At 45.3% G+C, this 26,498-nt stretch carries 24 protein-coding genes and 1 tRNA gene; 22 read left to right on the top strand and 3 right to left on the bottom strand.

Annotated elements, in window-relative coordinates:
• Window positions 1-41: 41 nt before the first annotated feature.
• On the top strand, window positions 42-1,184 hold the full coding sequence (gene nagA, locus NL111_RS08250; RefSeq protein WP_285110145.1) for an N-acetylglucosamine-6-phosphate deacetylase: 1,143 nt from the start codon (window positions 42-44) through the stop codon (window positions 1,182-1,184).
• A 27-nt stretch (window positions 1,185-1,211) separates the two neighbouring features.
• A complete protein-coding gene (locus NL111_RS08245) occupies window positions 1,212-1,913 on the top strand; it encodes a GntR family transcriptional regulator (RefSeq protein WP_002832395.1) in 702 nt (233 codons plus the stop codon).
• A gap of 108 nt (window positions 1,914-2,021) precedes the next feature.
• Here NL111_RS08245 and NL111_RS08240 read toward each other — a convergent pair whose 3' ends face one another.
• Complete coding sequence (locus tag NL111_RS08240) at window positions 2,022-2,744, bottom strand: WecB/TagA/CpsF family glycosyltransferase (RefSeq protein ID WP_285110144.1); 723 nt, start codon at window positions 2,742-2,744, stop codon at window positions 2,022-2,024.
• A gap of 126 nt (window positions 2,745-2,870) precedes the next feature.
• Here NL111_RS08240 and NL111_RS08235 point away from each other — a divergent pair, with 126 nt between their 5' ends.
• From NL111_RS08235 to NL111_RS08170, 14 genes are all read left to right on the top strand, one after another.
• Entirely contained in the window at window positions 2,871-4,334 is a 1,464-nt protein-coding gene (locus NL111_RS08235) for a nicotinate phosphoribosyltransferase (RefSeq protein ID WP_285110143.1), read from the top strand.
• Window positions 4,335-4,353: 19 nt separating this feature from the next.
• Complete coding sequence (gene nadE / locus NL111_RS08230) at window positions 4,354-5,172, top strand: NAD(+) synthase (protein WP_285110142.1); 819 nt, start codon at window positions 4,354-4,356, stop codon at window positions 5,170-5,172.
• Between the two features lie 225 nt (window positions 5,173-5,397).
• A complete protein-coding gene (locus tag NL111_RS08225; protein WP_285110141.1) occupies window positions 5,398-8,067 on the top strand; it encodes a cation-translocating P-type ATPase in 2,670 nt (889 codons plus the stop codon).
• A 1-nt stretch (window position 8,068) separates the two neighbouring features.
• Window positions 8,069-8,503 (top strand): hypothetical protein, encoded by a 435-nt coding sequence (locus tag NL111_RS08220; protein ID WP_128736880.1) that lies wholly within the window; start codon window positions 8,069-8,071, stop codon window positions 8,501-8,503.
• Between the two features lie 120 nt (window positions 8,504-8,623).
• The gene (locus tag NL111_RS08215; protein WP_285110140.1) at window positions 8,624-10,798 is read left to right on the top strand and encodes a Tex family protein; all 2,175 of its coding nucleotides are present in this window, start codon (window positions 8,624-8,626) and stop codon (window positions 10,796-10,798) included.
• The gene (locus NL111_RS08210) at window positions 10,795-11,247 is read left to right on the top strand and encodes a SprT family protein (protein ID WP_004166144.1); all 453 of its coding nucleotides are present in this window, start codon (window positions 10,795-10,797) and stop codon (window positions 11,245-11,247) included. Before NL111_RS08215 ends, NL111_RS08210 begins: the two co-directional genes overlap by 4 nt.
• 70 nt (window positions 11,248-11,317) lie before the next feature.
• Window positions 11,318-11,403, top strand: a tRNA-Leu gene (locus tag NL111_RS08205).
• A 466-nt stretch (window positions 11,404-11,869) separates the two neighbouring features.
• Window positions 11,870-12,850 (top strand): mannose/fructose/sorbose PTS transporter subunit IIA, encoded by a 981-nt coding sequence (locus tag NL111_RS08200; RefSeq protein WP_002832386.1) that lies wholly within the window; start codon window positions 11,870-11,872, stop codon window positions 12,848-12,850.
• 20 nt (window positions 12,851-12,870) lie between these two features.
• Entirely contained in the window at window positions 12,871-13,677 is an 807-nt protein-coding gene (locus NL111_RS08195) for a PTS mannose/fructose/sorbose transporter subunit IIC (protein WP_002832385.1), read from the top strand.
• Between the two features lie 17 nt (window positions 13,678-13,694).
• Window positions 13,695-14,606, top strand: coding sequence for a PTS system mannose/fructose/sorbose family transporter subunit IID (locus NL111_RS08190; protein WP_002832384.1), 912 nt, complete (start codon window positions 13,695-13,697; stop codon window positions 14,604-14,606).
• Window positions 14,607-14,724: 118 nt separating this feature from the next.
• Window positions 14,725-15,105: a DUF956 family protein gene (locus NL111_RS08185; protein ID WP_004165571.1), complete on the top strand. Its 381-nt coding sequence runs from the start codon at window positions 14,725-14,727 to the stop codon at window positions 15,103-15,105.
• A gap of 378 nt (window positions 15,106-15,483) precedes the next feature.
• On the top strand, window positions 15,484-18,414 hold the full coding sequence (locus tag NL111_RS08180) for a sigma-54-dependent transcriptional regulator (protein WP_285110139.1): 2,931 nt from the start codon (window positions 15,484-15,486) through the stop codon (window positions 18,412-18,414).
• A 20-nt stretch (window positions 18,415-18,434) separates the two neighbouring features.
• Window positions 18,435-18,935 (top strand): PTS sugar transporter subunit IIB, encoded by a 501-nt coding sequence (locus tag NL111_RS08175; RefSeq protein WP_002832379.1) that lies wholly within the window; start codon window positions 18,435-18,437, stop codon window positions 18,933-18,935.
• A 14-nt stretch (window positions 18,936-18,949) separates the two neighbouring features.
• Window positions 18,950-19,123 (top strand): hypothetical protein, encoded by a 174-nt coding sequence (locus NL111_RS08170; RefSeq protein ID WP_002832377.1) that lies wholly within the window; start codon window positions 18,950-18,952, stop codon window positions 19,121-19,123.
• 13 nt (window positions 19,124-19,136) lie between these two features.
• Here NL111_RS08170 and NL111_RS08165 read toward each other — a convergent pair whose 3' ends face one another.
• Window positions 19,137-19,598, bottom strand: coding sequence for a hypothetical protein (locus tag NL111_RS08165; RefSeq protein ID WP_002832376.1), 462 nt, complete (start codon window positions 19,596-19,598; stop codon window positions 19,137-19,139).
• Between the two features lie 228 nt (window positions 19,599-19,826).
• On the opposite strand from NL111_RS08165, the gene NL111_RS08160 reads away from it, so the two are divergent.
• From NL111_RS08160 to NL111_RS08135, 6 genes are read left to right on the top strand one after another with little or no spacing between them, the layout of a single operon-like run.
• A complete protein-coding gene (locus tag NL111_RS08160; protein ID WP_058120844.1) occupies window positions 19,827-20,795 on the top strand; it encodes a beta-ketoacyl-ACP synthase III in 969 nt (322 codons plus the stop codon).
• 9 nt (window positions 20,796-20,804) lie between these two features.
• Window positions 20,805-21,182, top strand: a complete 378-nt coding sequence (locus tag NL111_RS08155; protein ID WP_002832374.1) for an acetyl-CoA carboxylase biotin carboxyl carrier protein — start codon at window positions 20,805-20,807, stop codon at window positions 21,180-21,182.
• Window position 21,183: 1 nt separating this feature from the next.
• Entirely contained in the window at window positions 21,184-22,479 is a 1,296-nt protein-coding gene (locus NL111_RS08150) for an acetyl-CoA carboxylase biotin carboxylase subunit (RefSeq protein ID WP_285110138.1), read from the top strand.
• A 2-nt stretch (window positions 22,480-22,481) separates the two neighbouring features.
• Entirely contained in the window at window positions 22,482-23,264 is a 783-nt protein-coding gene (locus NL111_RS08145) for an acetyl-CoA carboxylase carboxyltransferase subunit beta (protein ID WP_285110137.1), read from the top strand.
• 1 nt (window position 23,265) lies between these two features.
• Window positions 23,266-24,033, top strand: coding sequence for a carboxyltransferase subunit alpha (accA, locus tag NL111_RS08140; protein ID WP_285110136.1), 768 nt, complete (start codon window positions 23,266-23,268; stop codon window positions 24,031-24,033).
• 23 nt (window positions 24,034-24,056) lie between these two features.
• A complete protein-coding gene (locus tag NL111_RS08135; RefSeq protein ID WP_285110135.1) occupies window positions 24,057-24,728 on the top strand; it encodes a 2,3-bisphosphoglycerate-dependent phosphoglycerate mutase in 672 nt (223 codons plus the stop codon).
• Between the two features lie 393 nt (window positions 24,729-25,121).
• On the opposite strand, the gene NL111_RS08130 is transcribed toward NL111_RS08135, so the two are convergent.
• Window positions 25,122-26,468 (bottom strand): C1 family peptidase, encoded by a 1,347-nt coding sequence (locus NL111_RS08130; RefSeq protein WP_002832366.1) that lies wholly within the window; start codon window positions 26,466-26,468, stop codon window positions 25,122-25,124.
• Window positions 26,469-26,498 lie beyond the last annotated feature (30 nt).

Raw genomic sequence — 26,498 nt, 5'->3', positions numbered from 1 at the left:
GATATATAATGAAGCTAGATTAACTTAGAGGAGGAAAATTCATGAGTACAGTTTTACGACATGCGACAATTTATACGGGCCTCGAAAAGATCGAAGACGGCTACATTCGGTTTGGTAAGACCATCGAAGCAGTTGGGCCAATGAGTGAATATAAGGCACAGGGTGACGACGAAGTTTATTACGCAGGGGGCAAGATTATTGTTCCAGGGTTCATTGACGTACATACCCACGGTGGTTACGGCTTTGATGCGATGGATGGCGATCCAGAACAAATCAACGAAATGGTAAACCAAGCGGTAGTCAACGAAGGAGTTACCAGCTTCTTTTGTACCACAATGACTCAATCTAACGAAAACATTGAAAAATCAATGCGCGGAGTGGCCAAGGCTGCGGAAGAAAATCCCGTTATCCAAGGGGTTCATTTGGAAGGTCCCTTCATTTCGGCGAAGTACAAGGGAGCTCAACCAGAAGAGTACATTAAGGACCCGGACGCAGCATTACTTGGCAAGTGGAACGAGCTTTCAGGCGGTCGGGTAAAATTAATTACGATCGCCCCTGAACACGCAGGCTCCGATGCATTTGAAGCATACTGCTTGGATCATGGAATTGTTCCTTCAGTAGGACATTCCAACGCTACCCGTGCACAATTGCTAAATAGCACGGTTACCCACGCAACTCACTTATACAATGCTCAACGTGAATTTAAGCATCGTGAACCAGGAGTTACCGGCCACGTAATGTTGGAAGACAACATCTATGCTGAATTAATTTGCGACGGTTTCCACATCGTTCCGGACATGCTCAAACTGGCTTATGAAGTTAAGGGACCAGAACGCATTGAATTGGTTACTGACTCAATGCGTGCCAAGGGAATTGCCGAAGGAGAAAGTGAACTTGGCGGACAAAAAGTTTACGTAAAGGACAAGCAAGCTCGTCTAGCTGACGGAACGCTAGCAGGTTCAGTGCTATCTTTTGATGATGCTTTCCGGAACGCCATGAAGTTCTTTGGTTGCGGAATTGCGGAAGCTGTCCAAATGAGTTCGGTAAACCAAGCTCGTGAATTTGGCTTAGATTCTAAAGGAGTCTTAGAAGTTGGCAAGGACGCTGATTTAAACGTCTTTGACGGCGACCTTAACAAGTTAGAAACTTACAGCTACGGCAAAAAGTTTGCTAAGGAAGATTAATAGTTAAAAACAAGTAGGAGTACAATCATGAATTCACCGGTATATATTCAGATTCATAATGAAATCAAAAAGGCAATTGAAGCAGGAAAATGGAAAGTTGGTGAGCGGATTCCCGCCGAACGGGAACTGTCAAACCATTTTAAAGTTAGCCGAATGACTTTACGCCAAGCGATTTCAACTTTGGTTGATGAAGGGATTTTAGAACGTAAGGTGGGTTCGGGGACGTACGTTGCTAGTCAAAAGGTCCAAGAAAAAGTTTCTGGAGTAACCAGCTTTACGGAATTGACGGAAGCCCAGGGTAAGAAACCATCGAGCAAGACAATTTCCTACCATACTAGTGAGCCATCGTTAAGTGAAATTGAAAAATTAAAGTTAGCGGATGGAGATTTAGTACTCCGAATGGAACGGATCCGGTATGCGGATGGGGTACCGATCTGTTACGAAACGGCGACCATCCCAGAAAAGTTAGTTACTAACTTTAGTAAATCCGAAGTAACCAAGTCGTTGTACAACACTTTGGAAGAGCGTGCGGGACTGGTAATTGGTCGTGCTGAGCAAACCGTATCGGCGATGTTAGCTTCCGAAAAGGTTGCCGAATACCTTGACGTTAAGCGGGGCGCAGCGATTTTACGCCTTCATCAGGTTTCGTACGCCCAAGATGGTACGCCGTTTGAATACGTACGAACGCAATACGTAGGAGAACGGTTTGAATTCTATTTAAATCGGTAAATAATTGGTGAGGAATTGAGAAGGGGGTTACCCCTTAATTCCAAAGTCATAAAAACGAGGATTAGGTTCTTTTTAAGAACGCTAACCCTCGTTTTTTTGTGTTCATCGTTATTTGCGGTTGGCCCACCACGCTTTAACCATAAAGATGGGAAGCACGATTTGGCGTTTGATCCGGCGGGGATCGCTGATTAAACGGTATAGCCATTCTAGGTTATGCTTTTGCCAAAATTCGGGAGCACGCTTGACTTCTCCAGCAAAGACGTCAAAACTGCCCCCAATGCCCATCCAAATTGCGGGAGAGAGGTGCCGATATTTTTGGATTAACTCCTCTTGTTTGGGGAAGCCGGTGGCTACAAAAACCATTTCCGGCTGGGTTTGCTCAATTTCAGTTTGGATGGGAGCAAAATCGGTAAAATACCCATCATGATGGCCAGCGACTTCCACGTGGGGATATTGGCGGTTAACTTTGGCAATTACTTGAGCGATCACGGCCGGTTTGCTTCCCAAAAAGTAGATTCGCGAATGGTGTGCGTCTCCCCAACGCAAAAGTTCTTCAAAAAGTTCGTAGCCGGTTACGCGTTCGGGCAGCGGATGGGCGGTATGCTGGGTTGCTTTCACGACGCCAATCCCATCGGCCACTAAATAATCGGCTTGACGAATAGTTTTGGCGTAAGCAGGATGTTTTTTAGCGTACATAATAATTTCTGGATTAGCGGTAACCACAAAGCGGTTTTGGTGGGCCGATAAGTCGGTATGTAATTGTTCTAAGAATTGGGCCTTGGTCGTTTGTAAAAAATTGAATCCCAAGACGTTGGCAGTTGAAAACTTCATATATAAAGGTTCTCCTCACGATAAAATTGCGGTTTGGCGCAAAAATGATAAAATTAAAGCAATTGTATTTTATGTCCACCAGTAAAATTTATACTTTAAAAAATAAAGAGTAGGAGCATAATCATCATGGTACAAGAATATCCAGATGACACATTAACTTTACACACAGACGCTTATCAAATCAACATGATTCAAACTTATTGGCAAAAGGGAATTCACAATCAAAAGGCAATTTTTGAAGTTTTCTTCCGTAAAATGCCTTTTGACAATGGATACGCAGTTTTTGCCGGATTAGAACGGGTAATTGACTATATCGAAAACCTTCACTTTTCGGCGAGTGATATCGAATATCTTCGCGAAGTGGGCGGCTATCCGGATGATTTTCTGGAATTTTTAAAGAATTTCCATTTCCGGGGGACCATCCGCTCGGCAGTGGAAGGCGACCTAGTTTTTAATAACGAACCAATCTTACAAGTCGAAGGACCACTGGCCGATTGTCAACTGGTGGAAACGGCAATTTTAAACGTGGTCAATTACCAAACCTTAATTGCAACCAAGGCGGCGCGGATTAAATCCGTAGTTGGCTCAGACAAGCTTTTAGAATTCGGAACGCGCCGTGCCCAAGAATTTGACGCAGCAATTTGGGGAACCCGGGCGGCTTACATCGGCGGTTTTGACGCAACTAGTAACGTACGGGCTGGGAAGAAGTTTGGGATTCCAATTAGCGGAACTCACGCTCACGCAATGGTGCAATATTACATGAACGACTACGATGCGTTTAAGGCGTACGCAACCACTCATCACGATTGTGTCTTTTTGGTGGACACCTTTGACACACTCAAAAGCGGGGTGCCTAACGCAATTCGGGTGGCTAAAGAAATGGGCGACCGGATCAATTTCCTTGGGGTACGGATCGATAGTGGTGACATGGCTTACCTGTCTAAACGAGTTCGCGAACAGTTGGATGAAGCGGGTTATCCAAACGCTAAAATTTACGCTTCCAACGATTTGGACGAAAAGACCATCCAAAACTTAAAGATGCAGGGAGCTAAAATTGAAGTTTGGGGTGTGGGAACCAAATTAATTACCGCTTATGACCAACCGGCGTTAGGAGCCGTTTATAAGATGGTTTCCATTGAACGGGACGGAAAGATGGTCGACACCATCAAATTGTCTAACAATGCTGAAAAAGTTTCTACACCAGGCAAAAAGCAAGTTTGGCGAATTTCTCGGCGGGCAGATGGTAAATCAGAAGGAGATTACATTACGCTTTGGGGTGAAGACCCTCGTGAAAAGGATTCGCTATACATGTTCCACCCCAACTATACGTACATCAATAAGACGGTGACCGATTTTGAAGCTCGACCGTTATTACAAACCATTTTTAAGGACGGCAAGTTAGTTTATGATCGCCCATCCTTAGCAGAAATCAAAGAATTTTCTCGGCAAAGTTTAGATTCCTTGTGGGATGAATACAAACGTGATTTAAATCCGCAAGACTATCCGGTGGACCTTTCACAAGAATGTTACGATCACAAGGTATCCATCATTAAGCGGGTCCGGGATTACGTAAATCAGCTTAAATTTTAATCATTGGGGGGCGTAAAAAATGCGCAAAATGCAACAAGAAATTATTGAAGCTCTACGGGTTCAACCAACAATTGACCCAGAAAAAGAAATTCGACGCAGCGTTGATTTTATGAAACGCTACCTGAAAAGCGTTCCTAGTTTACGTTCGCTAGTCCTTGGCATTTCCGGCGGGCAAGATTCTACCTTAGCCGGAGCGTTGGCACAGATGGCAATTCGGGAACTTCGGGAAGAAACTGGCAATGACGATTACCAATTTATTGCGGTCCGCCTACCTTACGGGGTTCAAGCTGACGAATCGGATGCGATGAAGGCAATCGAATTTATGCAAGCGGACCGGGTGGTACGAATTGACATCAAACCAGCCGCGGATGCCATGGTAGCCGCTATTGAAGCAACCGGAGTTCAGGTATCCGATTTTAACAAGGGAAACATTAAGGCCCGGCAACGAATGATTGCCCAATACGGCATCGCGGGTGAAACCGCAGGAATCGTGGTGGGAACCGACCACGCGGCCGAATCGGTGACCGGATTTTATACAAAATTCGGGGATGGCGGTGCGGACATCGTTCCGCTATGGCGCTTGAATAAGCGGCAGGGTAAGGCATTGCTTAAAGCGTTAAACGCGCCCGTTGAGCTTTACGAAAAGGTGCCTACGGCGGACTTAGAAGATGAACGTCCAGCATTACCGGATGAGGTTGCGTTAGGCGTAACTTACCAAGACATTGATGATTATCTAGAAGGCAAGGAAGTTAGCGACGCAGCGGCCGAAAAAATTGAAGGTTGGTACCAACGGACCGCCCATAAACGTGCTTTGCCGTATACCGTTTTTGATAAATAAATTGTTAAGTTCAAGGCTCGTCACTTGTAAAGGGAAATTAATTTCCGGTATAATGTGTTTAAACATGAGGGAGTAACTTGCAGCTTAGCTGTGGTAATGTCATCAGCAAGAAAAAATCTGGTATTACCTTAAATTAGTGAGACTCATGTGTGTCGAGAAGTAGTTTTCGACGCACATGGGTCTTTTTTTAAACTTTAAGATCCCAAATTAAATGGAGGAAAGAGAATGAAGGCAAGTAAGTTAAAGGATTGGCAACGGACCGTTGAAGATACCGCTGCTAAGCAAGATACCCGGTTGGCTGGGCTCACGGCTGCCGAAGCACAACGACGGTTGGAAAAATATGGCCACAATGAACTAGCAACTAAGGGTAAAACGACTTTGTTACAAAAGTTTTTGGCCCAGTTTAAAGATTTGATGATCATTGTGCTGCTCGTGGCCGCCTTAATCTCAGTGTTTGTGGGCGAAGGAGTCGACGCCTTGATTATCTTGCTGGTGGTGGTGTTAAACGCAATCTTTGGCGTTTTTCAGGAATCTAAGGCAGAAGAAGCTATTGATGCATTAAAAAGTTTGGCAGCTCCGCAAGCCAAGGTCGAAAGGGACGGCCAAATTCAGCAAATCCAGAGTACCGAATTGGTGCCAGGAGACGTGGTCATTTTAGAAGCTGGAGACGTGGTGCCGGCCGATTTACGGCTGGTAGAGTCAGCGTCGATGCAAATTGAAGAGTCGGCGTTAACGGGGGAATCGGTTCCGGTGAATAAACAAACGGCGGCCCTAGATGACGAACAGCTTCCCTTAGGCGACCGCACCAACCTCGCCTTTATGAATAGTAACGTTACTTTTGGCCGCGGAAAGGGAATTGTCATTCATACGGGAATGGCGACCGAAGTAGGGAAAATTGCCCGGTTAATTAACGACGCTGATGAAACCATTACTCCTTTACAACGTAATTTAACCAAGCTAAGTAAAACGTTGACTTGGTTAATTTTGGCCATTGCGGTGGTGGTGTTTGCGGTGGGTATGTTACGGGGGCAAGAAAGCTTAATCGACATGTTGTTAACCGCAATTTCGCTTGCGGTGGCGGCCATCCCGGAAGGTTTACCGGCAATTGTTACGATTACCCTAGCCTTGGGAACCCAGCGGATGGTTAAACGTCACGCAATTATTCGAAAACTCCCGGCGGTGGAAACCTTAGGGAGTACGCAAATCATTGCTTCGGATAAAACGGGAACCCTTACCCAAAATAAAATGACGGTTGAAAAACTTTTTGTGGATAACCAGCTAATGGATGCCGCAACGGTCACCCCTGATTTTCAATCCAAGTTATTTGACCTGATGATTTTAAACAACGACACGAAAAAAATTGACGAGGAGTTGGTGGGGGATCCTACCGAAACGGCCTTGATTGCGTTTAATGACCAACGGGGATACTCTAGTGCTGCGGTAATTGACCAATACCAACGGGTCGCTGAAGTACCGTTTGATTCGGAACGAAAGCTAATGTCCACGGTCAATGCGTTACCGGACGGGAAGTATTTGATTACCGTTAAGGGAGCACCAGATGAACTTTTGAAACGAACCACCAAGTACGTAATGCCAGGTGCCGAATTGCCAATGGACGAAGCTGAAGAGCACCGGATTCAGGCTGTGAACCATGATTTAGCGTTGCAAGCAATCCGGGTGTTGGGCTTTGCATACCGGATTGTTGATACGGTTCCTGAAGAGCTGACTAGTGCGGTAGTGGAAAACGACTTGATTTTTGCAGGACTAGTGGGGATGATTGATCCGGAACGGCCCGAAGTGGCGCAAGCCATTCAAGAAGCCCACGATGCGGGTATTCAAACCCTGATGATTACTGGTGACCACCGCGATACCGCGGGAGCAATTGCTAAACGACTAGGGATGATTACCGATGCCGAAGCGGACACGGCGGTGGTGACTGGTGCAGAACTCGATCAGCAAACTGATGAACAACTAGCGGATCACGTAGCAAATTACCGAGTTTACGCCCGGGTGGCTCCTGAACATAAGGTCCGGATTGTCGACGCTTGGCAAAAGAAGGGGAAAGTGGTGGCGATGACCGGGGACGGTGTAAATGACGCCCCCTCCTTAAAACAAGCGGATATTGGAGTGGCAATGGGAATTACCGGAACCGAAGTTTCTAAGGGTGCTAGTGACATGGTGCTGGCCGACGACAACTTTGCTACCATCGTGGACGCGGTTGAAGAAGGACGTAAAGTATTTGCCAACATTCAAAAGGCGATTCAGTACCTCTTATCAGCTAACCTTGGGGAAGTTTTAACCCTTTTCGTGATGACGATGATGGGCTGGCAAATTTTGGCACCGGTGCACATCCTGTGGATAAACTTGGTGACCGACACTTTGCCTGCCATTGCCTTGGGACTTGAACCCGCAGAAAAAAACGTGATGCAACAGCCACCACGTGATAAAAAATCTAGTTTCTTATCGGGAGGCGTTGCGGGTAACGTAATCTACCAGGGAATTTTGGAAGGGGCCATCACCCTATTTGTTTATGCAATGGCGCTAGCTTTCCCTGACCATTCCGGGAGCGCACAGATTCATGCCGATGCCTTAACCATGGCCTTTGCAACGTTAGGTTTAATCCAGCTTTTCCACGCCTTTAATTCGAAGTCGATTCACGGATCAATTTTCCAAGCAACCACTTGGAAAAATAAATTCTTTAATTGGGCGATCCTCATCGCGTTTGCTTTATTAGCAATTACGATTGTGGTGCCGGGCTTTAACGACCTTTTCCACGTTAGCCACCTAAACTTACACCAGTGGTTAATCGTAATTGGAGCATCTTTATCGATGATTGTAATCGTAGAAGTGGTAAAATTAATTCAACGAACTTTAAAGAAATCACGAGGAAATTAAGATGAAGGTAAGTATTCAAGCGTACGCGAACACCATTTCAAGATTGACTGAGAAATTAGAAGAAATTGGTTCTAGCGTGGATCCGTTCTTTCAAGAATTAAAGAAGGCGGGTCAATTAGGTACGGTGGACGAAATGGATCAAAGCCGGTTAAAAGAAATCAAAAAACAATTTCAAGTGGCAACCGACCAGTACCGGGCGCTAGAAAAGATGGTCTGGAATGCTAAGGTGCCAGCTAAATTAATTGGTAAACATCAGCTATTGAAACGTTACCTAAGGGAATATGCTAACCAATGCCAAAAAATGGTTGATGCAGTAGATGACCAAACCAAAAAGCTGGATGAGGTAGCCTTTCAAGAGTCCGAACATGCCCAAGAAGCTGCAATGGGCCAGATGACCAAAGCGTTGACTAAAATTATGAGCATTTTGATGGGATAGATCATTACTTCTCATACTAGTCATTTAGCTAGTGAAATCGGAGAGGTTTAAAAGGAGGCTGGGAAAAATTTCCTGGCCTCTTATCTTGTACAAAAAGTTTTAACAAAGTGGGGTTTAAATTTGGAAGCAGAGATTTTAGCTTTAGTGGAAAAACAATTGACCGCTTACCGACCGCAACAAATTCGCTCGACGTTGGAGATGCTCGATGAGGGAAATACGGTGCCGTTCATTGCGCGCTATCGTAAGGAACGTACCCATAGCCTTGACGAAGTACAAATTCGCGAAATCCAGGCTGCGTACCACCAAACGGAAACGTTAGAAAAGCGGAAGACGGAAGTTTTAAAGCAAATTGAAGAACAAGGCAAGTTAACTACCGGGTTAAAACAGCAAATCAAGCAGGCGGCCACCTTAACTATGGTGGAAGATTTATATTTGCCGTACAAACAAAAGCGGCGCACAAAAGCGACGATTGCCAAAGAAGCGGGACTAGAACCGTTAGCGGCGTGGGTTTTAACTTTCCCCCAACAAGGACTACGAGAACGCTTGGCGGCTGCCGTTAATCCCGAAGTGAAGTTAAATACTATCGAAGACGTAGAGTCCGGGGTTCACGAAATTTTGGCCGAAGCCTTTGGCGAACAGGCGGAAATCCGGGCGTGGATTCGTAAATACACCCAGCATAATGGCGCGTTAGTTAGCGAAGTTAAACGGCAGGGCAAGGAACTAGATGAAAACGGCGTTTACACGATTTACTATGATTTCCAAGCGCCACTTGCTCAGTTAGCGCCTCACCAAGTGTTGGCAATTAACCGGGGAGAAAAGGAAAAGGTCCTCCGGGCTAAGGTTGCGGTGGAAGAAGCGGGCATTGAGCGCTATTTAAACTTTCGTTTGGTACAAAAGCATCGGGGCCCGGCGGTGGCGCTGGTGCAAGCAGCCTATCGGGACGCCTATAAACGGTTTATTGGGCCAGCAATTGAACGAGAAATGCGTGCGGAATTGACTTCCATGGCGGAGCACCGTGCAATTAAAGTTTTTGGAGAAAATTTATACCATTTGCTGATGCAAGCACCGCTCAAGGGCAAAGTGGTCCTCGGGTTTGACCCTGCTTACCGTACCGGGTGTAAACTGGCCGTAATTGATGAAAACGGGAAGTTCTTAGATAAACTGGTGATTTATCCGCACCGTCCGGCTCCCCAAGCGAAGCGAGCCGCGGCTGCTAAGCAATTAAAAGACTTCATTGAAAAATACCATGTGGAAATGATTGCGATTGGAAACGGGACCGCTAGCCGGGAATCCGAAGAATTTGTGGCTCAAGTCATCAAAACGATTGCGCGACCAGTTTACTACGTAATCGTCAACGAGGCCGGAGCTTCCGTATACTCAGCTAGTCCGGCTGCTCGTGCAGCGTTTCCTGATTTACAAGTGGAAGAGCGCAGCGCAATTAGCATTGGCCGGCGTTTACAAGATCCGTTAGCAGAGTTGATCAAAATCGATCCCCAAGCGGTGGGAGTCGGCCAATACCAACACGACGTTGCCCAAAAAGATTTGCGTGAACAGTTGGACCACGTGGTGGAAACCGCGGTTAACCAGGTGGGGGTCAATTTAAATACCGCCAGTCCAGAGCTACTGACCCACATTTCGGGGCTAACTAAAACGACGGCGCAAAACATCGTTAGGTTTCGGGAAGCCAACGGAAGCTACCGAACTCGCCAAGCAATTAAATCAGTGCCGCGACTAGGACCTAAAGCATACGAACAGTCGATTGGATTTTTACGAATTGTGGACGGAGACGATGAGCTTGATAATACGGGAATTCATCCAGAAAGTTATCCGGTGGTTAAAGCCCTAATGAAGGAGCTGGGATTAAACCTGCATGACTTAGGAACCCCCGCTTTTAACCAAACGTTGCAACAGGTTAAGGTCGCACAATTGGCAGCTCAGCTGCAGGTCGGAGAAGAAACGCTTCACGACATTCTCGAAGAATTGCAAAAACCGGGGCGGGATTTGCGGGATGAAATGCCGGCACCATTATTACGCTCCGACGTCTTAACTTTAGAGGACCTCCAACCAGGGATGCAGCTGCAAGGAACCGTCCGGAACGTCATCGATTTTGGCGCGTTTGTCGATATCGGCGTTAAACAAGACGGTTTGGTACACATTTCTAAACTAAAAAAAGGCTTCGTCAAACATCCTAGTGACGTAGTGGCGGTGGGGGACATCGTTACCGTTTGGGTGGAAAGCGTGGATACCAAGCGAAATCGGATCCAGCTCACCATGATTCCGGCTGAGGAACAATGACTGACTTAGAGCTAACTCAATTAACGCGTCGACTGGCTAAACAATTCTTTAACCAAGCTTATCCTTACGAAGCGCGGTTTAACCGCCGCTTAAGAACGACGGGCGGTCGCTATTTTTTAGCGGACCATCACATTGAAATTAATCCCCTTATGCTAAGCGAATTTGACGAGGAAACCTTAGTAGGCGTAATTAAACATGAACTAGTTCACTACTGGTTGCACGTGCATCATGAAAAACCAGATCACCGTAACCCGCATTTTAAGGAGTTGCTGCAGCGGACGGGCGGTTTACGCTACGCACCAGTGACGTCTAAGCGTCGGACTACTACAACGGGGCGATTAGTATACCAGTGTAAAAAATGTGGTCAGCTTTACCATCGCCAACGCCGAATCAACGTGCGACGCTACGTTTGTGGACGTTGCGGGGGGCGCTTGGGGTTAAAACACTAATAAAAATATTTTTATAAAAAACACTTGCTAGCTAATGGTGGTTTTGCTATTATTATCTAGTAAGGTTTTTGCGGCCATGGCGGAATTGGCAGACGCGCAGGATTAAGGATCCTGTCCGAATTTACTCGGGTGGAGGTTCGAACCCTCTTGGCCGCATTGTGCTACTGATTGGGGAAGGAGCCGTGATTCAACTAGGTTGGGTCGCGGCTCTTTTTTTGTCAAAACCTAACCTGATCTACGGCAAGCTATTGATACACTTGATACACTAATCAATACAGTTTAGTGTATCAAAATAGTGTATTAACAAAAATGCTTGAATTCGCTTACGTTAGGCTTAGTGTATTTTGGCACGGTATTTGCTTATATACTTAATGGAAGCTAAACATACTGTGTTAGCGGTGTGTTGGTCCTACTGATTACCATTTGGTGGCGGTAGATCGACAGCTGGCCACAATTTTATTACAAATTTAACTTTTTTGGGACGTTGTGAAAACGCTTTTGGGATGGTTAGGAGTTTTGAAATTGAAAAGGCTGTCAGGAATTTATTTTAACTAGTTGCAGGTTTAGAACTTATTTTATTTTTTCAACTGTAACAAATAGAAAATGGGAGGTATACAGACAAATGGTAGGAATTATCATTGCTAGTCATGGTGAATTCGCCAAAGGCATTTTGCAATCCGGTTCAATGATCTTCGGTGAACAAGAAGACGTTAAGGCCGTAACCTTAATGCCTAGCGAAGGCCCTGACGATCTCAGAGCAAAACTTCAAGAAGCAATTGCTTCTTTTAGTAACCAAGACCAAGTATTATTCTTAGTCGACCTATGGGGAGGCACTCCATTCAACCAAGTTAACAACTTGTTTGAAGAACACAAGGACAAATGGGCAATCGTTGCTGGTTTGAACTTGCCAATGTTAATTGAAGCATATGCTTCTCGTCTATCGATGGAATCAGCACAAGAAATTGCTGCACACATCATTGACACAGCAAAAGAAGGGGTTAAGGTTCGTCCTGAAGAACTTCAACCTAAGGAAGCTCCAAAGGCTGCTGAAGCAGCTGCACCGGTTAACACAGGTAAACCAGGCCACTTTGATTACGTGTTAGCACGAATCGATACTCGTTTACTTCATGGTCAAGTTGCTACTTCATGGACGAAGACTACTAACCCGGATCGGATTATCGTTGTTTCTGACAATGTTGCTAAAGATAACTTACGTTCATCAATGATCAAGCAAGCTGCTCCAGCTGGCGTTAAAGCCCACGTTGTTCCAATTGAACAAATGATTAAGCTGGCTAAGGACGACAAACACTTCGGTGGTACCCGGGCAATGCTTTTGTTTGAAACCCCTCAAGATGCTTTAAAAGCTATCGAAGGCGGTGTTCCAATTAAGACTTTGAACGTTGGCTCAATGGCTCATTCAGCTGGAAAAGTTCAACCAAATACTGTATTGGCATTTGACCAAAATGATATTGACACTTACAAGAAGTTGGAAAACATGGGCGTTCAAATGGACGTGCGGAAGGTTCCTTCTGATTCAAGAGATAATCTAGATGCAATTATGAAGAAGGCTCAAGATGAGCTTAATAAACAAAAAAATAACTAAAAAACGGAGGATTAATAATCATGGCATTGAATGCAATTCAAATGATTTTAGTCGTTATCGTGTCATTCCTAGCTGGTGTGGAAGGTATTTTGGACCAATTTCATTTCCATCAACCAGTAATCGCATGTACGCTAATCGGCTTAGTAACTGGTAATTTAGTACCTTGCCTTATTTTAGGTGGTTCACTTCAAATGATCGCTCTTGGATGGGCTAACGTTGGGGCTGCGGTTGCTCCTGATGCTGCTTTAGCTTCTGTAGCTTCTGCTATTATTTTAGTTTTAGGTGGTCAAGGTAAAGCAGGTGTTTCATCAGCGATTGCTTTAGCGGTTCCGTTGGCTGTAGCCGGACTTTTATTGACAATCATTGCGCGTACATTGGCAACCTTGATTGTCCACATTATGGATAAAGCTGCTAAAGAAGGTAGCTTTGCTAAATTGGAATTGTGGCACTACATTGCGATTGTTATGCAAGGTTTGCGGATTGCAATTCCTGCAGCATTGATCTTAGCAATCGGTGCTGGTCCTGTACGTGGATTACTTTCCACTATGCCAGCTTGGTTAACTGATGGTCTATCAATCGGTGGTGGAATGGTTGTTGCCGTTGGTTACGCGATGGTTATCAACATGATGGCTACTAAAGAAGTTTGGCCATTCTTCGCACTTGGATTTGTTTTAGCAACTGTTCAAGATTTAACATTAATCGCTTTAGGTACAATTGGTATCTCACTTGCTTTGATTTACTTAACCCTTTCTAAGATGGGCGGTTCAAGCAACGGTGGTAACTCAGGTACTGGTGACCCACTCGGCGACATTATCGATAAATACTAGAAGGAGGCCAACATAAAATGCAAGAAAAAGTTCAATTAACTAAAAAAGATCGTATTCACGTTTGGTTACGTTCCACATTCCTGCAAGGTTCATGGAACTACGAACGGATGCAAAATGGTGGTTGGGCATACACTTTGATCCCAGCCCTCAAGAAGTTATATAAGACTAAAGAAGACCGTGCTGCAGCTTTGACTCGTCACTTGGAATTCTTTAATACTCACCCATATTTAGCTGCTCCAATCCTTGGGGTTACAATGTCACTTGAAGAAGATCGTGCTAATGGTGCACCGATTGACGACGTTGCTATCCAAGGTGTTAAGGTTGGTATGATGGGTCCCCTCGCTGGGGTTGGTGACCCGGTATTCTGGTTCACCGTTAAGCCAATTTTAGGTGCTTTGGCAGCTTCGTTAGCAATGGGTGGTAGCATTTTAGGACCAATTCTTTACTTCGTATTGTGGAACGCAATTCGGATGGGCTTTACATGGTATACTCAAGAATTCGGCTACAAAGCTGGTTCCAAGATTACCGAAGATATGTCTGGTAGTTTACTCCAAGACGTTACTAAGGGTGCTTCAATCCTTGGGATGTTTATCTTAGGTTCATTGATTAACCGTTGGGTTGTGGTTAAATTCACACCGGTCGTTTCAACTGTAAAACAAAGTAAGGGAGCTTACATTGACTGGGCAAACTTGCCAAGTGGTGCAAAGGGTATCCAAAAGGCTCTTCAAGAACAAGCGGCTGGTTTGTCACTTACTCGTGAAAAGGTTACTACTTTGCAAGATAACTTGGATCAATTAATTCCAGGTTTAGCAGGATTACTGCTTACATTACTTTGCATGTGGTTGCTTAAGAAGGGTGTTTCACCAATCATCGTTATCTTTGGTTTATTCATTCTTGGTGTTGTGCTTCACTTACTACACGTTATGTAATGCAATGATTTTAACAAAGTCTGGGCAATGGCCTGGGCTTTTTTATTAAGATTTTTTGCGGTTAATTCGGCTGCGGATTATAATGAAAACAGCAAATATAAAGAATGGAGCAGATTGAATGGTACAGTCAATTAATACCAAGGTGGATCAAGTTACGGACGCAACCTCATTCCTTGGAATGGGAGATTACGGCAAAGTAATGATTGGTGATCGCGGTTTTGAATTTTTTGATAATCGCAATGTAAAAAACTACATTCAAATTCCATGGAAAGAAGTCGACAAAGTGGTCGCATCACTAATGTTTGGGGGCAGGTGGATTCCTCGGTTTGCAATTAAAACCAAACATAGTGGGACGTTTAGTTTTGCGGCAAAGCATCCCCACGAATTGTTGAGGGGAATCCGCAAGTATGTGGACGAGGAAAGAATGGTCCGCTCGCTAGGAGTAGTAGATGTAGTAAAGCGCGGATTAAAAGAAGTGTGGAGAAGGATCCGAAAATAGAGAGCGGAAGTCCCTTGGGCAGCTTGTGAGGATTAACGGAATATAAGGACTAACCGCGGGTTGGGCGGTTGGTCCTTATATTTGGTTAACCGGAAGAAGCTAGGGGCTGGAGCTCATTTCGACATGGCAGCAGTAGGAGAGCAGGATTAATTGAATCCCCCATTAATCGCGGTATAGGCGATTGATGGGGGGTTTTGATTAACCGGAAAGAGCTGGGGTTCGGAACCCGTTTTGCTGACGGTTGTGCCTTAATTAGTCATTCGGGAAATCAAATCCGCCCCCTAGCCAATCCGACTTGAAAACGCTTTGGAGAAAGTGTGATAAACTGTAGTGTATCAATACAGACAGTGTTTAATACAGTTAACGTGGTGAGGCTAAATGAAACGACAAGAAAGAATATATCAATACGTTTTAGAACATACGGAGCCAGCTTCGGCGGACGAAGCCAACCGGCAAAACGGCTTAACAACTTCAACAATTGCGGACGCGTTAAAAATTGCGCGTAGCAACGTCAGTAAAGAATTAAATGATTTGGTTCGGCAACGAAAATTGTTTAAAATTTCTGGCCGGCCAGTTCGTTATTGTCAACTAGCCCTAAATGAAGATGATCCATTGGCACAGGACCCTTCAGAGTACCATATTGAAGATGGGATTAGCGGTATGGAACTGGGGAAAAAGAAGCTGGCAGGAAAGCTCGATAAGCCGACAGCTACTAAGCAGCTTAGTGTGCATAAAGACATTTTTGATCGAATGATTGGTAAGGATCAAAGCATGAAAAACCAAATTGAACAGGCTAAGGCGGCCATGTTGTATCCGCCACGCGGGTTAAATACGTTAATCATCGGACCAACGGGGTCAGGGAAAACGTATTTTGCCAACGCAATGTTTGATTTTGCACAGGCCCGTAATCTACTCAGTAAGGATCAACAATTGGTAACCTTTAACTGTGCGGATTACGCCCATAACCCAGAATTGCTGATGTCCCATTTGTTTGGCTACGTGAAGGGAGCCTTTACTGGCGCAGACGACGAACAAGACGGGTTAATTCAAGAAGCAGATGGCGGAATGCTATTCCTTGACGAAGTTCACCGCCTTCCCCCAGAAGGGCAGGAAATGATTTTTTACTTCATGGACCACGGGACCTACAGTCGATTAGGTGAAACTGCTAAGACCCACCATGCTAACGTTCGACTAGTGTGTGCGACAACCGAAGATCCCGAAAGTACCTTATTGCAAACCTTTGTACGGCGAATTCCAATTACGATCCAGCTTCCGCCATTCAATAAACGGAGCCCGGAAGAACGAATTGAACTATTGCGTTCGCTAGTTACGATTGAGGCCAACCGGACTAATAAGGAAATCACTTTAACCGAAGACGTGGTTCAAGCTTTGCTTGGTAGCGTTACTTACGGAAACGTCGGTCAGTTGAAGTCCAATATTCAGCTAGTGTGTGCGAAGGGATTCCTTAATAACATTGGTAACGAAGGAAAGATCATGATTACTTCCGACGATTTGCCTGGCAATATCAAGGACGGGTTGTTAAACTTGGCGTCTAACCGGCAGGAGCTCGGGGCAATTTCTAAACTTTTGGAACCGTATATGGTGGTTAAACCCGGAGCTAGTTACGCCACCCCGGTCACCCGCAAAGATAGTTACGAATTGCCCTACAATTTGTACGAAATCATTGGGGATAAAGCGATGATGCTTCGCGAAGAAGGGCTCGACCAAGAAAATATCAATAATTTCATCACTACCGACATTAATCTTCATTTAAAATCATTTTATAAAAATGACCTGGACACGGTGAACGCGGAAAGTAAGCTAGCAGAAATCGTGGACAAGGGAATTATTAACTTTACCAAGCAAATTCAGCCCAAGGTGGAAAACCGCCTCAACTACCGGTTCAAGGACAACTTTATTTACGCGATGAGTTTGCACATTAGTTCCTTCATCAAACGAATTCAGTCAGGAAAGCCGATGCGGTTAATGGGCAACGACTTAGTGGCAATGGTTAAGGATTATCCAGAAGAGCTGGAAGTCGCTAAATCAATCAAAGAGTCGCTAGAACAACATTACGGGTTGCCAATCCCAGAATCGGAAAGCTATTACCTGGCCGTACTTCTAATTTCACTTAAAACGGTGCCCACCAGTACCGGTAAGGTTGGAATCGTGGTGGCCGCGCACGGTAGTAACACGGCTAGTTCAATGGCACAAGTGGTATCACAATTGTTGTCGGATAATTCGATCCAAGCCTTTGACATGCCATTAGATATGAATCCGCAGGTAGCTTATAAGGGAATTGTCGATCGGGTTCGCGCGGCAGACCAAGGGGAAGGAGTGCTGCTCCTTGTAGATATGGGCTCGCTAAGCACTTTTGGCCCTAAAATTACCGAAGAAACTCAAATTCAGGTCAAGGTGATTGACATGGTAACCACCGCGATGGTTTTGGAAGCTACCCGAAAGGCGTCCTTCATTGATAGTAATTTAGATGAAATTTATGCTGAACTTCGCGAATTTCACGGTTACTCCCGGGTGGCAATTACGGACGAAGGCCAGTCTATGGAAGACGACCAGACGGTAGCAATGCTTTCGGGAAAACCGAAGGCGGTCATCGCGGTTTGTTCAACGGGTGAGGGCACTGCCCAAAAAATCAAGGGGATTCTTGACCAGTTGCTATTGCAAAATTTAATTGAAGATATTAAGGTGTTCCCAATTTCAATCGTAAACATGCACCAAGCAATTGAGGAAATTAACCAAAAATACACCATCGTTGCCGCAACCGGGGTAATGGATCCGGAAGTGGGAGTTCCCTTCATGCCGTTACAATCCTTATTGCAGGGGGGCGGCGAAAAGTTCGTTCGTCAACTGGCAGAACGAAGCGAGCTTTCCTGGGTCTTTGATGAAAAGGACGCTAAACTGACCCGGAGTGTTTGTCGACAATATTTGTCGAAGTACTTTGTGTTTTTGAATGCTGACAAATTTGCCGATATTCTATGGAATTACGTTGATTACCTTGCGCAAAGCCGACAGGTCGAATTTAGCGAGTCCTTCCGGATTAATTTGATAATGCACGTAGCGGGCGCGGTAGAACGTCAACTAACGAATAATCCCATGCAAGTCAACGCAGCTGAACTTGCGGAAGTTCAAGAACAGCCCTGGTTTAAGGCGGTTCAGGAAGCTGATGACCAATTCCTTCAACGGATTCAAATTAAAATGACCCTAGGTGAAGAATTTTATATTTACAAATTGTTAGAAACCTGGCAAGAAAAAAATGATACAATCCTAAATGAGATGGAGAAGAATCAATAGTTTTTGGAGGAAATTAGAATATGACAATGGAAATATTGCTCGCACGGGTAGATAGTCGGCTTTTGCATGGGCAAGTTGCCACCGCGTGGGCTAAAAAGGTGAAGCCTAACCGGATTTTGGTGGTTTCTGATAGTGTGGCAGAAGATACATTGCGCAAAACGCTGATTACCCAGGCCGCTCCTCCGGGAGTGTTTGTGAACGTGATTACGGTCGACAAGATGATCAAAATTTACCACGATCCCCAATTTGATTCGTTTAAAGTGCTGCTGCTAACGGAAACAATTCAAGACATGTTGAAGTTAGTCGAGGGTGGCATTGACATCGGTAATTTAGGAGTTGACGTGGGCAGCCTTGCCTACGCGGTAGACATGACCATGTTGACGGATGCTATCGCAGTTGGTAAGGAAGAGGTCGCGGCGATTAGAGCATTGGCTGCCCACGGGTTAACGGTGTACGCCCAAAAAATTCCGAACGATAGCCGCAAGGATTTGATTAAAATGTTGGATAAAAATGGTTTGTAAATTGGAAATGAATTATGGCTAAAAAAGAGCGTGGGACAAAAGTTTCTAAACAAAAAACGGTTCATGATGAGGTGAAATTCCCTCATGAACCGTTTTTATTTTGGCGTTTTGACTTCAATAGCGCCAAAACGTGTGCCAAAAGTCAGTTTGTCCCGCGCTTCTTTTATTGCATGGTGGATAACCATTAGCAAGCCGCAGAGATTACAGCTCTTCGAGAACTTGGTTATCCTTAATTTGTGGTTCTGGCTTAGTTTGCCGATTTTTTATTTCTTGGGCAATCTGTAAAAGAACGTCCTTTTGAAAAGCGACTGCATCCAGATTGACGGTTCCCTGGGTGGTGGTAAGCACTAAACGCGCCTTGAAACCTGCCCCACCAAGGATGATGCCGATGATGATTGCCAAAATTCCCAAGGCAACTCCGTCGTTCATCGTACTTAAAATCCCTAACACAATTAAAACGATCCCTAGTAGCAAAGGGAAGATTTGGTTTTTGCTTTTGACCTCGGTAGCCTTAATATCGGCTAGGTTAACGTCTTTAGCAACCATCCCATATGGGAAAATCCAAATTAATAACCGCGGGATCCGGCTCCGCACGGATTGATTATCGACTTCCACGCGGCCCTTCATCCAAAAGATTAACCAACTAATTGAAAAATTAAACATTCAGCATACCTCCATTAAAATACGGTGCTTGTTAACTTTAAGGATAAATATTAATTCCCTAAAAGGCAAGTAGTCGATTTCTTAAGAGAAAAATAAGAATTAGCCTTTGAGAAGCTTTTGGCGGATAAATCAATTAAAGTGGTTAGATGGACTAGTGAGATAGTTTTCATAACCAATTATTTACTGATAAAATAAAATGATAAATTAAAGTAAGGAAGAGTTGGCGAAATGAGTTTAGAAATTTTAGCTACCGCCCATTACGTTCCCGAACGGGTGGTAGATAATGATGAATTAGCACAAATTATGGATACGAGCGACGAATGGATTCAATCTCATACAGGGATTAAAACTCGCCGCTATGCGTTAGGTGCGGAAAACACCTCGGATCTAGCAGCAACGGTGGGCCAACAACTGTTGGAAAAGAGTGGCTTAACGGCTGACCAAATCGATTTAATTATTTTATCAACCATCACCCCTGATTCCCTGACTCCGGCAACTGCGGCCCTAGTGCAGGATAAAATTGGTGCCCGTAACGCTTTTGCTTTTGACATTTCGGCGGCTTGCGCAGGCTTTGTGTTTGGACTAAGTACTGCTGAAAAATTTTTGCGCTCCGGGCGTTACCAAAATGCCATGGTGATTAGTGCGGAAACTAATTCCAAAATGATGGACTTTCAAGACCGCACCTCGGCCGTCTTTTTTGGTGATGGAGCAGGCGGAGTAATCTTAAGTCAATCGACGAAGACTGACGACTTTTTCGTTGATGAAGAGTTAGCTACCTTAGCTGAAAAAAATGAGTACATCCATAGTGGACGAATTCCAGCCATTAGCGAGGTAAAAGCAAGTAATTATCCGCAAATTGACGCATTTTACCAAAGTGGACGGGACGTGTTTAGTTTTGCGACAGGGGCGGTACCCCCACAAATGCAAACGATTTTGGACCGTAATGGGCTACATGACGACATTGATTACGTAATTTGTCACCAAGCTAATTTGCGAATCATTGAAAAGATTGCGGAAGAAACGCAAATTCCGTTTGAAAAATTTGTTACCAACGTCCAAGATTACGGCAACACGTCTTCTGCCGGAATTCCGATGGCGTTGGATCAGTTGCAAAGTCGGGATCCCAGTGCTAAAACAGTCTTGTTGACTGGTTTTGGCGCCGGTTTAGATTATGGTAGTTTAATTATTAAATTGTAGGTATAAAAGATGAAAATTGACAAAGTCTATGATATTTTAAATCGCCTAAAAGATTACCCGTACCAAGAAATTGACGTCGAGGTGGATGGGTTAAAGCTACACGTGAAAAAGGCGGATGCTTCCCAAACAACGTCACAGACCACAACACCAGTTCCGGAGCCATCCGGGGTTATGGTGAAGAGTCCGATGGTGGGGATCGTACACTTTAATCAGGAACTCGCCGCGGGACAAGTGGTGGAAAAGGGACAGGTAATTGCGCAAATTGAAAGCATGAAGCTGTTTAATGACGTTAAAGCTCCCCAAGCTGGTACGGTTCAGCGACTTTTGGCAGCCGACGGTGAAGGGGTCGCTTACGACCAACCGCTCGTGGAATTGGTGGGGAAATAAAATGTTTAAGAAGGTTTTGGTTGCTAACCGCGGCGAAATTGCCGTCCGAATTATTGCAGCTTGTCGCCAGCTAGCAATTTCAACGGTCGTGGTGTATTCAACCGCTGATGAGCAGGCCCAATTCGTTCAAATGGCCGACGAAGCAATTTGCGTGGGGCCGGCGAGTGCACAGGAATCCTACTTGAATCGGGAAGCAATTTTAATGGCGGCCCAAATTACCGGTAGCGATGCAATTCATCCGGGGTATGGTTTTTTATCGGAAGATCCGCTATTTGCGACCATGGTTGCTGAGTGTGGGTTGACCTGGATTGGGCCCAGTCCCGACCAAATTCAACGCTACGCGGATAAAGAACGTTCTCGCGAACTAGCGCAAAAACGAGGGGTGCCCACCATCCCTGGTAGCGGGCTGATTACTGACGATCGACAAATTAAACCCGCAGCTGAAGAGCTAGGATTCCCCGTTTTATTAAAGGCTAGTTTTGGGGGCGGAGGCAAAGGGATCCGGGTTGCCCACGATGAACAGGAATTATCTCAAATCATTGCGGTAGTTCGCCAAGAATCTGGTGCGTCCTTTGGAAGTTCACCATTGTATCTGGAACAGGACCTCCAAAATGCTCGCCATATTGAAGTGCAGGTGCTGGGGCTTAACGAACAAATCATTATTTTAGGCGACCGGAATTGTAGTATTCAGTTGCACCGCCAAAAAGTAGTGGAAGAAAGTCCGGCTAACTTGACGATTGAACAACGTGAGCGGCTGTATCAAGCGGTTCACCGTTTGTTGGATCAAAGCGGCTATGAAAGCTTGGGCACCGTGGAATTTTTGCAAGTGGGGGAAGAATTTTATTTTTTGGAAATGAACACCCGCTTACAGGTTGAACACGGGGTGACCGAAGAAACAACCGGAATTGACATTGTGCAGACCCAAATTGTAGTAGCGGCTGGCCAACCAGAGCTGGTAAAGGTGGGGGATGCCCAAGTTCACGCAATTGAGGCGCGGATTAATGCCACCGCTCCAGGGCAACTTGTTGAATTGGAATGGCCCGCTACTCGAATTGAAACTGGGTATGCTGCGGGCAACCAAATTGCACCGTATTACGATGCGTTGGTAGGAAAAATTATTGTTACGGCTTCTACACGAGCACAAGCGGTACAAAAATTACGACAAGCTTTAAAACAAACTAAAATTGCCGGAGTGCCAACGAACTTGGCCGCGGTAGAGCAATTAGTCGCAAGTCCCGCGTTTATTCAAGGAACTTATGACATTCGAACTTATCAAAATCTTTTGGATGGGTGTTAGTGATGCAAAAGCAAAATCGTTGGTCAAAATGCCCAAAATGTGGCAAACACGTACATGAATTACAATGGGGAACGTTTCGGCGTTGCCCTTTTTGTCGTTGTCCACAACGTTTAACGGTGGAAGAACGAATTGCGATTACTTTTGACGAAGGTAAGTTTAACCAGCTTACCGTGCCGGTGGAAACGCAAAATCAATTAAATTTTCCCAATTACGATCAAAAGTTAGCCAAGAGTAGGCAACAAAGCGGACACGGCGAAGCAGTCACCATTGGCTGGGGGACCATCGCGGGAAATCCGGTAGCTGCGGGAATTATGGATAACCGGTTTATGATGGGAACTTTGAGCACGGTAACTGGAACGGCGTTGCGGCAAATTATGCGTTGGGCGCGGCACCAAGGTTACCCGTTGATCTTGTTTACGGCTTCGGGTGGCGCGCGGATGCAAGAAGGAATTTATGCGCTGCTTCAAATGAATACGATTCTAGCTGAACAACGCCGGTTGCGAGAAGCTGGTGGCTTAAGCATTAACGTGTTAACCGACCCGACGATGGGCGGGGTGTCAGCTAGTTTTGCCTTCAAAAGTGATTACGTAATTGCGGAAGATCATGCGCAGATTGGCTTTTCAGGAAAACGGGTAATTCAGCAAGCCATTGGAGAAGACTTGCCCGCTGGTTTTCAAACGGCCGAATACTTATTGCAGCATGGGCAATTAGATTCCGTAGTGCAACGAGAAGAGTTGCGCGGTTATTTGCAACGGTTACTAAGATTACATGGGTACGGTGGTTAACATGGATAAGGAATTAAGCGCGCGGTTAAATAAGGTTCGTTCCGCGCAACGGATTACGGGCCGGCAAATTATTCAACGGCTATTTACGGAAATTGTGGCAATCCATGGTGACCGGGTGAATAGCGATGATCCGGCGGTATGGGCGGGAATCGGCCTTTTTGAAGAACAACCGGTGACTTTTTTAAGCGTGGATCGGGGGCAGGACCTTACCGAGCGGTTAGCGAAAAATGGTGGCGCAGTCCGGGCGGGCGGTTATCGCAAGGCGTTACGGAACGTGGAGTTAGCCCAACGGTTTGACCGCCCCGTGGTCAGTTTCCTAAACATGCCGGGCGCCGATGCTAGCGTTGACTCCGAAAATGAAGGTCAAAGCTTAATGATTGCCAACCTGATGGAAACCATGGGTGCGCTCCGGGTTCCTAACTTAGCGGTCATCGTTGGCGAAGGCCACAGCGGAGGAGCGCTAGCCTTTGCCAACGCTAACCAATTATGGATGTTAGAAAATGGTCTGTTTTCCGTCGCGGCTCCGGAGGCCATGGCGGCAATATTACGTGATGACCGTGCATTGGCTCGCGTGCCAATGACTGCTAGCCAATTACAACAAATTGGGATTGCGGACCAAGTTTTCAAGGAAGGCCCCCAATTAACTGAAAATTTAAGGAAAGCTTTGCGGCAATGGCTTGCAACGAGCCGGAAAATGGATGAAAATGAATTAGTGATGCAACGTGAGCAAAAATTTCAGCAGGTTTTACGGGATTGGTTTGCCGATTAATTGCTGAAATAGGGGAGAAAGTAATGGCTAAATTAGTTTTGATTCGACATGGTGAAAGTACGGCTAACCGGGATAACGTTTATACGGGATGGTCTGACGTCCCGTTGACGGAAAGCGGCATCCAACAGGCCCATGAAGCGGGGAAATTGTTGGCAAAGGCGGGAATTAATTTTACCGCGGTGCACACCTCGATGTTGCAACGGGCAATCGTCACGGCCAATATTGTGGTTGATGAACTTGGTCAAAGTTGGTTACCAATTACCAAAACGTGGCGGTTAAACGAACGACATTACGGTGCGCTGCGAGGACAGAATAAGGATGCGACCCGCCAAATTTATGGTAAACATCAGGTAGCCTTGTGGCGGCGAAGTTTTGATGCGGTTCCTCCTTTATTAAACCAGGCCGACCACGACCGTCGCTATCGGATGTACGGGATTCTTCACGAACCGTTAGGAGAAAGTTTGCATATGGCGTACGACCGGTTACTACCTTACTGGGTTGACCAGATTGTGCCACGGCTGATTCAAGGAGAAAATCAGTTGGTGGTTGCCCACGGCAGTTCTTTACGAGCCCTAATCAAGTATCTTGAACAGATTTCGGACCAGGGGATTGACGGGGTTGAAGTGGAAAATGGCGAGCCGATCGTTTATGAAATGGATCACCGTTTAAACATTGTGCAAAAAACTAAAATGTAAATTTTAATGCTAAAAAGAGAGTGGGACGAAAGTCGGGTAGTTTGCGAGCATTAACTGAAAATTGTTCATGATGCCTGAATTTGGCATGATGGTCAATTTTTGGTTAAGCGGAACTAATTGACTTTTGGCACCCGTTTTGGCGCTATTGAAGTCAAAACACCAAAATAAAAACGGTTCATGAGGAAGTTTCTCCTCATGAACCGTTTTTTGTTTAAAGACTTTTGTCACAGCCCTTTTTTAGATGGTGGTAGAGCGGCGTTTCACTACAATGTAGTCGAAATGAGCTCCAGCCACCAAGCTTTTCCGGCTAACCCAATTTAGGGGTAATCGCCTAACCCGCAATTAACCTCTAAATTCCGTTAGTTCTCATAAGCTACCCAGGGGCTTTGCTCTCTAATCCTTGTACGCCAACGATCCCATGGGATCCCATGGCTTCAACACCGTTGGGTCTTCTGCTTGGGCCTTACGTTGGGCTTCCGTTAAGTATTGTTTTTCAACAACAACTTGGTAGCAGTATTCGTCCATCCACGCGTCTGACATTACCAAGTAGCCCTTTTCGCCGACTTTCTTTCCCCAACTATTTTCGACTTTCCACTTTGTTGGTTGACCATCGACGAGGTCGACCCCGGTTAATACCATTGCGTGGGTCATCAAACTTTCCTTGTAATCTAGGCGTTCAGCCTTGGTCATGGAAAGGTCAATATCAAATAGTTCATCTTCCGCAAAGGCGTCAAGGTCGAGCAGTCCCTTTTCACGAGCTTCCGAATGTTGGTTAACGTCGCAACCAAACCAAACTGATTTACCAGCTTTTAATTGGTTAATCGCTGCTTGCTTGAAGTCCTTCATGGTAAGGTTCAAGTGTTTAACAGGCCGACCATTGACCACGTTGCCTAACATTTCAATTGTGTACGTCTTGTTAAATGGCTTATCCGCGGTTGGTGCATTAATGATTGAAACGTAGTCATCAAGGTTCCAACCCACGTATTTGTCATAAAATTCTTTAGGAGTAATTCCAGCTTCCCGATGGTAAACTTGGTCGCTATCCCGGAATTCCCAATCAAATTTAACTGGCGGTTCACCAAAGCTGTAAGCAGCCATCCGGTAAACTTCGCTAAGCATTTTTTCCTTCCGGCTTTGGATTTCATCTTCACTAGCTTGGTCTCGGACCATCTTACGGAGGGTGATCGCATCTTTCCGAAGTTTTTCGTTTAATAGGGTGTCGAATTCACGAGATTTAGAACTATTGTACGTTTCTGGGTAAACAGATTGTGGTACCACGCCGTATTTTTCAATTAGGGCGCACAGCATATCCCATTGACCACCGTCACCTTGGGGTTCGTTAAGTAGGAAGGCCACTTTGCGGTCGTCTGGTTCAAGATCTGCGGTTTTAATGATGTTTTCGTAGAACCAGTTTGATTTTTCAAACTTATCCCAGAAGAAGGTGTAATTTTGGGAAAGTTCGAAGTTACCTGGCACCTTAAACTGATTTTTCATGTCATGACGCATGGTGTTTAAAGCGGCAAACATCCAGCAGCGCCCGCTTTGTTTTTGGTTAGCCACGTCACCGGTATCCAAATCAATGGAGAAAACCGGGGTACTTTGGATATCGGCAGCTAAGTTACGACTGGCGTTCAAGATTCCATTCTTCGTAACCGTCCGTTCCAGTACCTTGGCTTCTTTGCGGTCGTGATATTCTTGATTAAATTGGTTAATCAATTCGTTAGAAATTTCTTTACTCAAATAAATCAGCTCCAATTCTTTTTAAAAAAC

The organism is Pediococcus sp. AC40, assembly GCF_030252485.1.
In the GTDB taxonomy this organism is placed as follows: domain Bacteria; phylum Bacillota; class Bacilli; order Lactobacillales; family Lactobacillaceae; genus Pediococcus; species Pediococcus acidilactici.
This window is presented reverse-complemented; position numbering and strand designations above follow the sequence as displayed.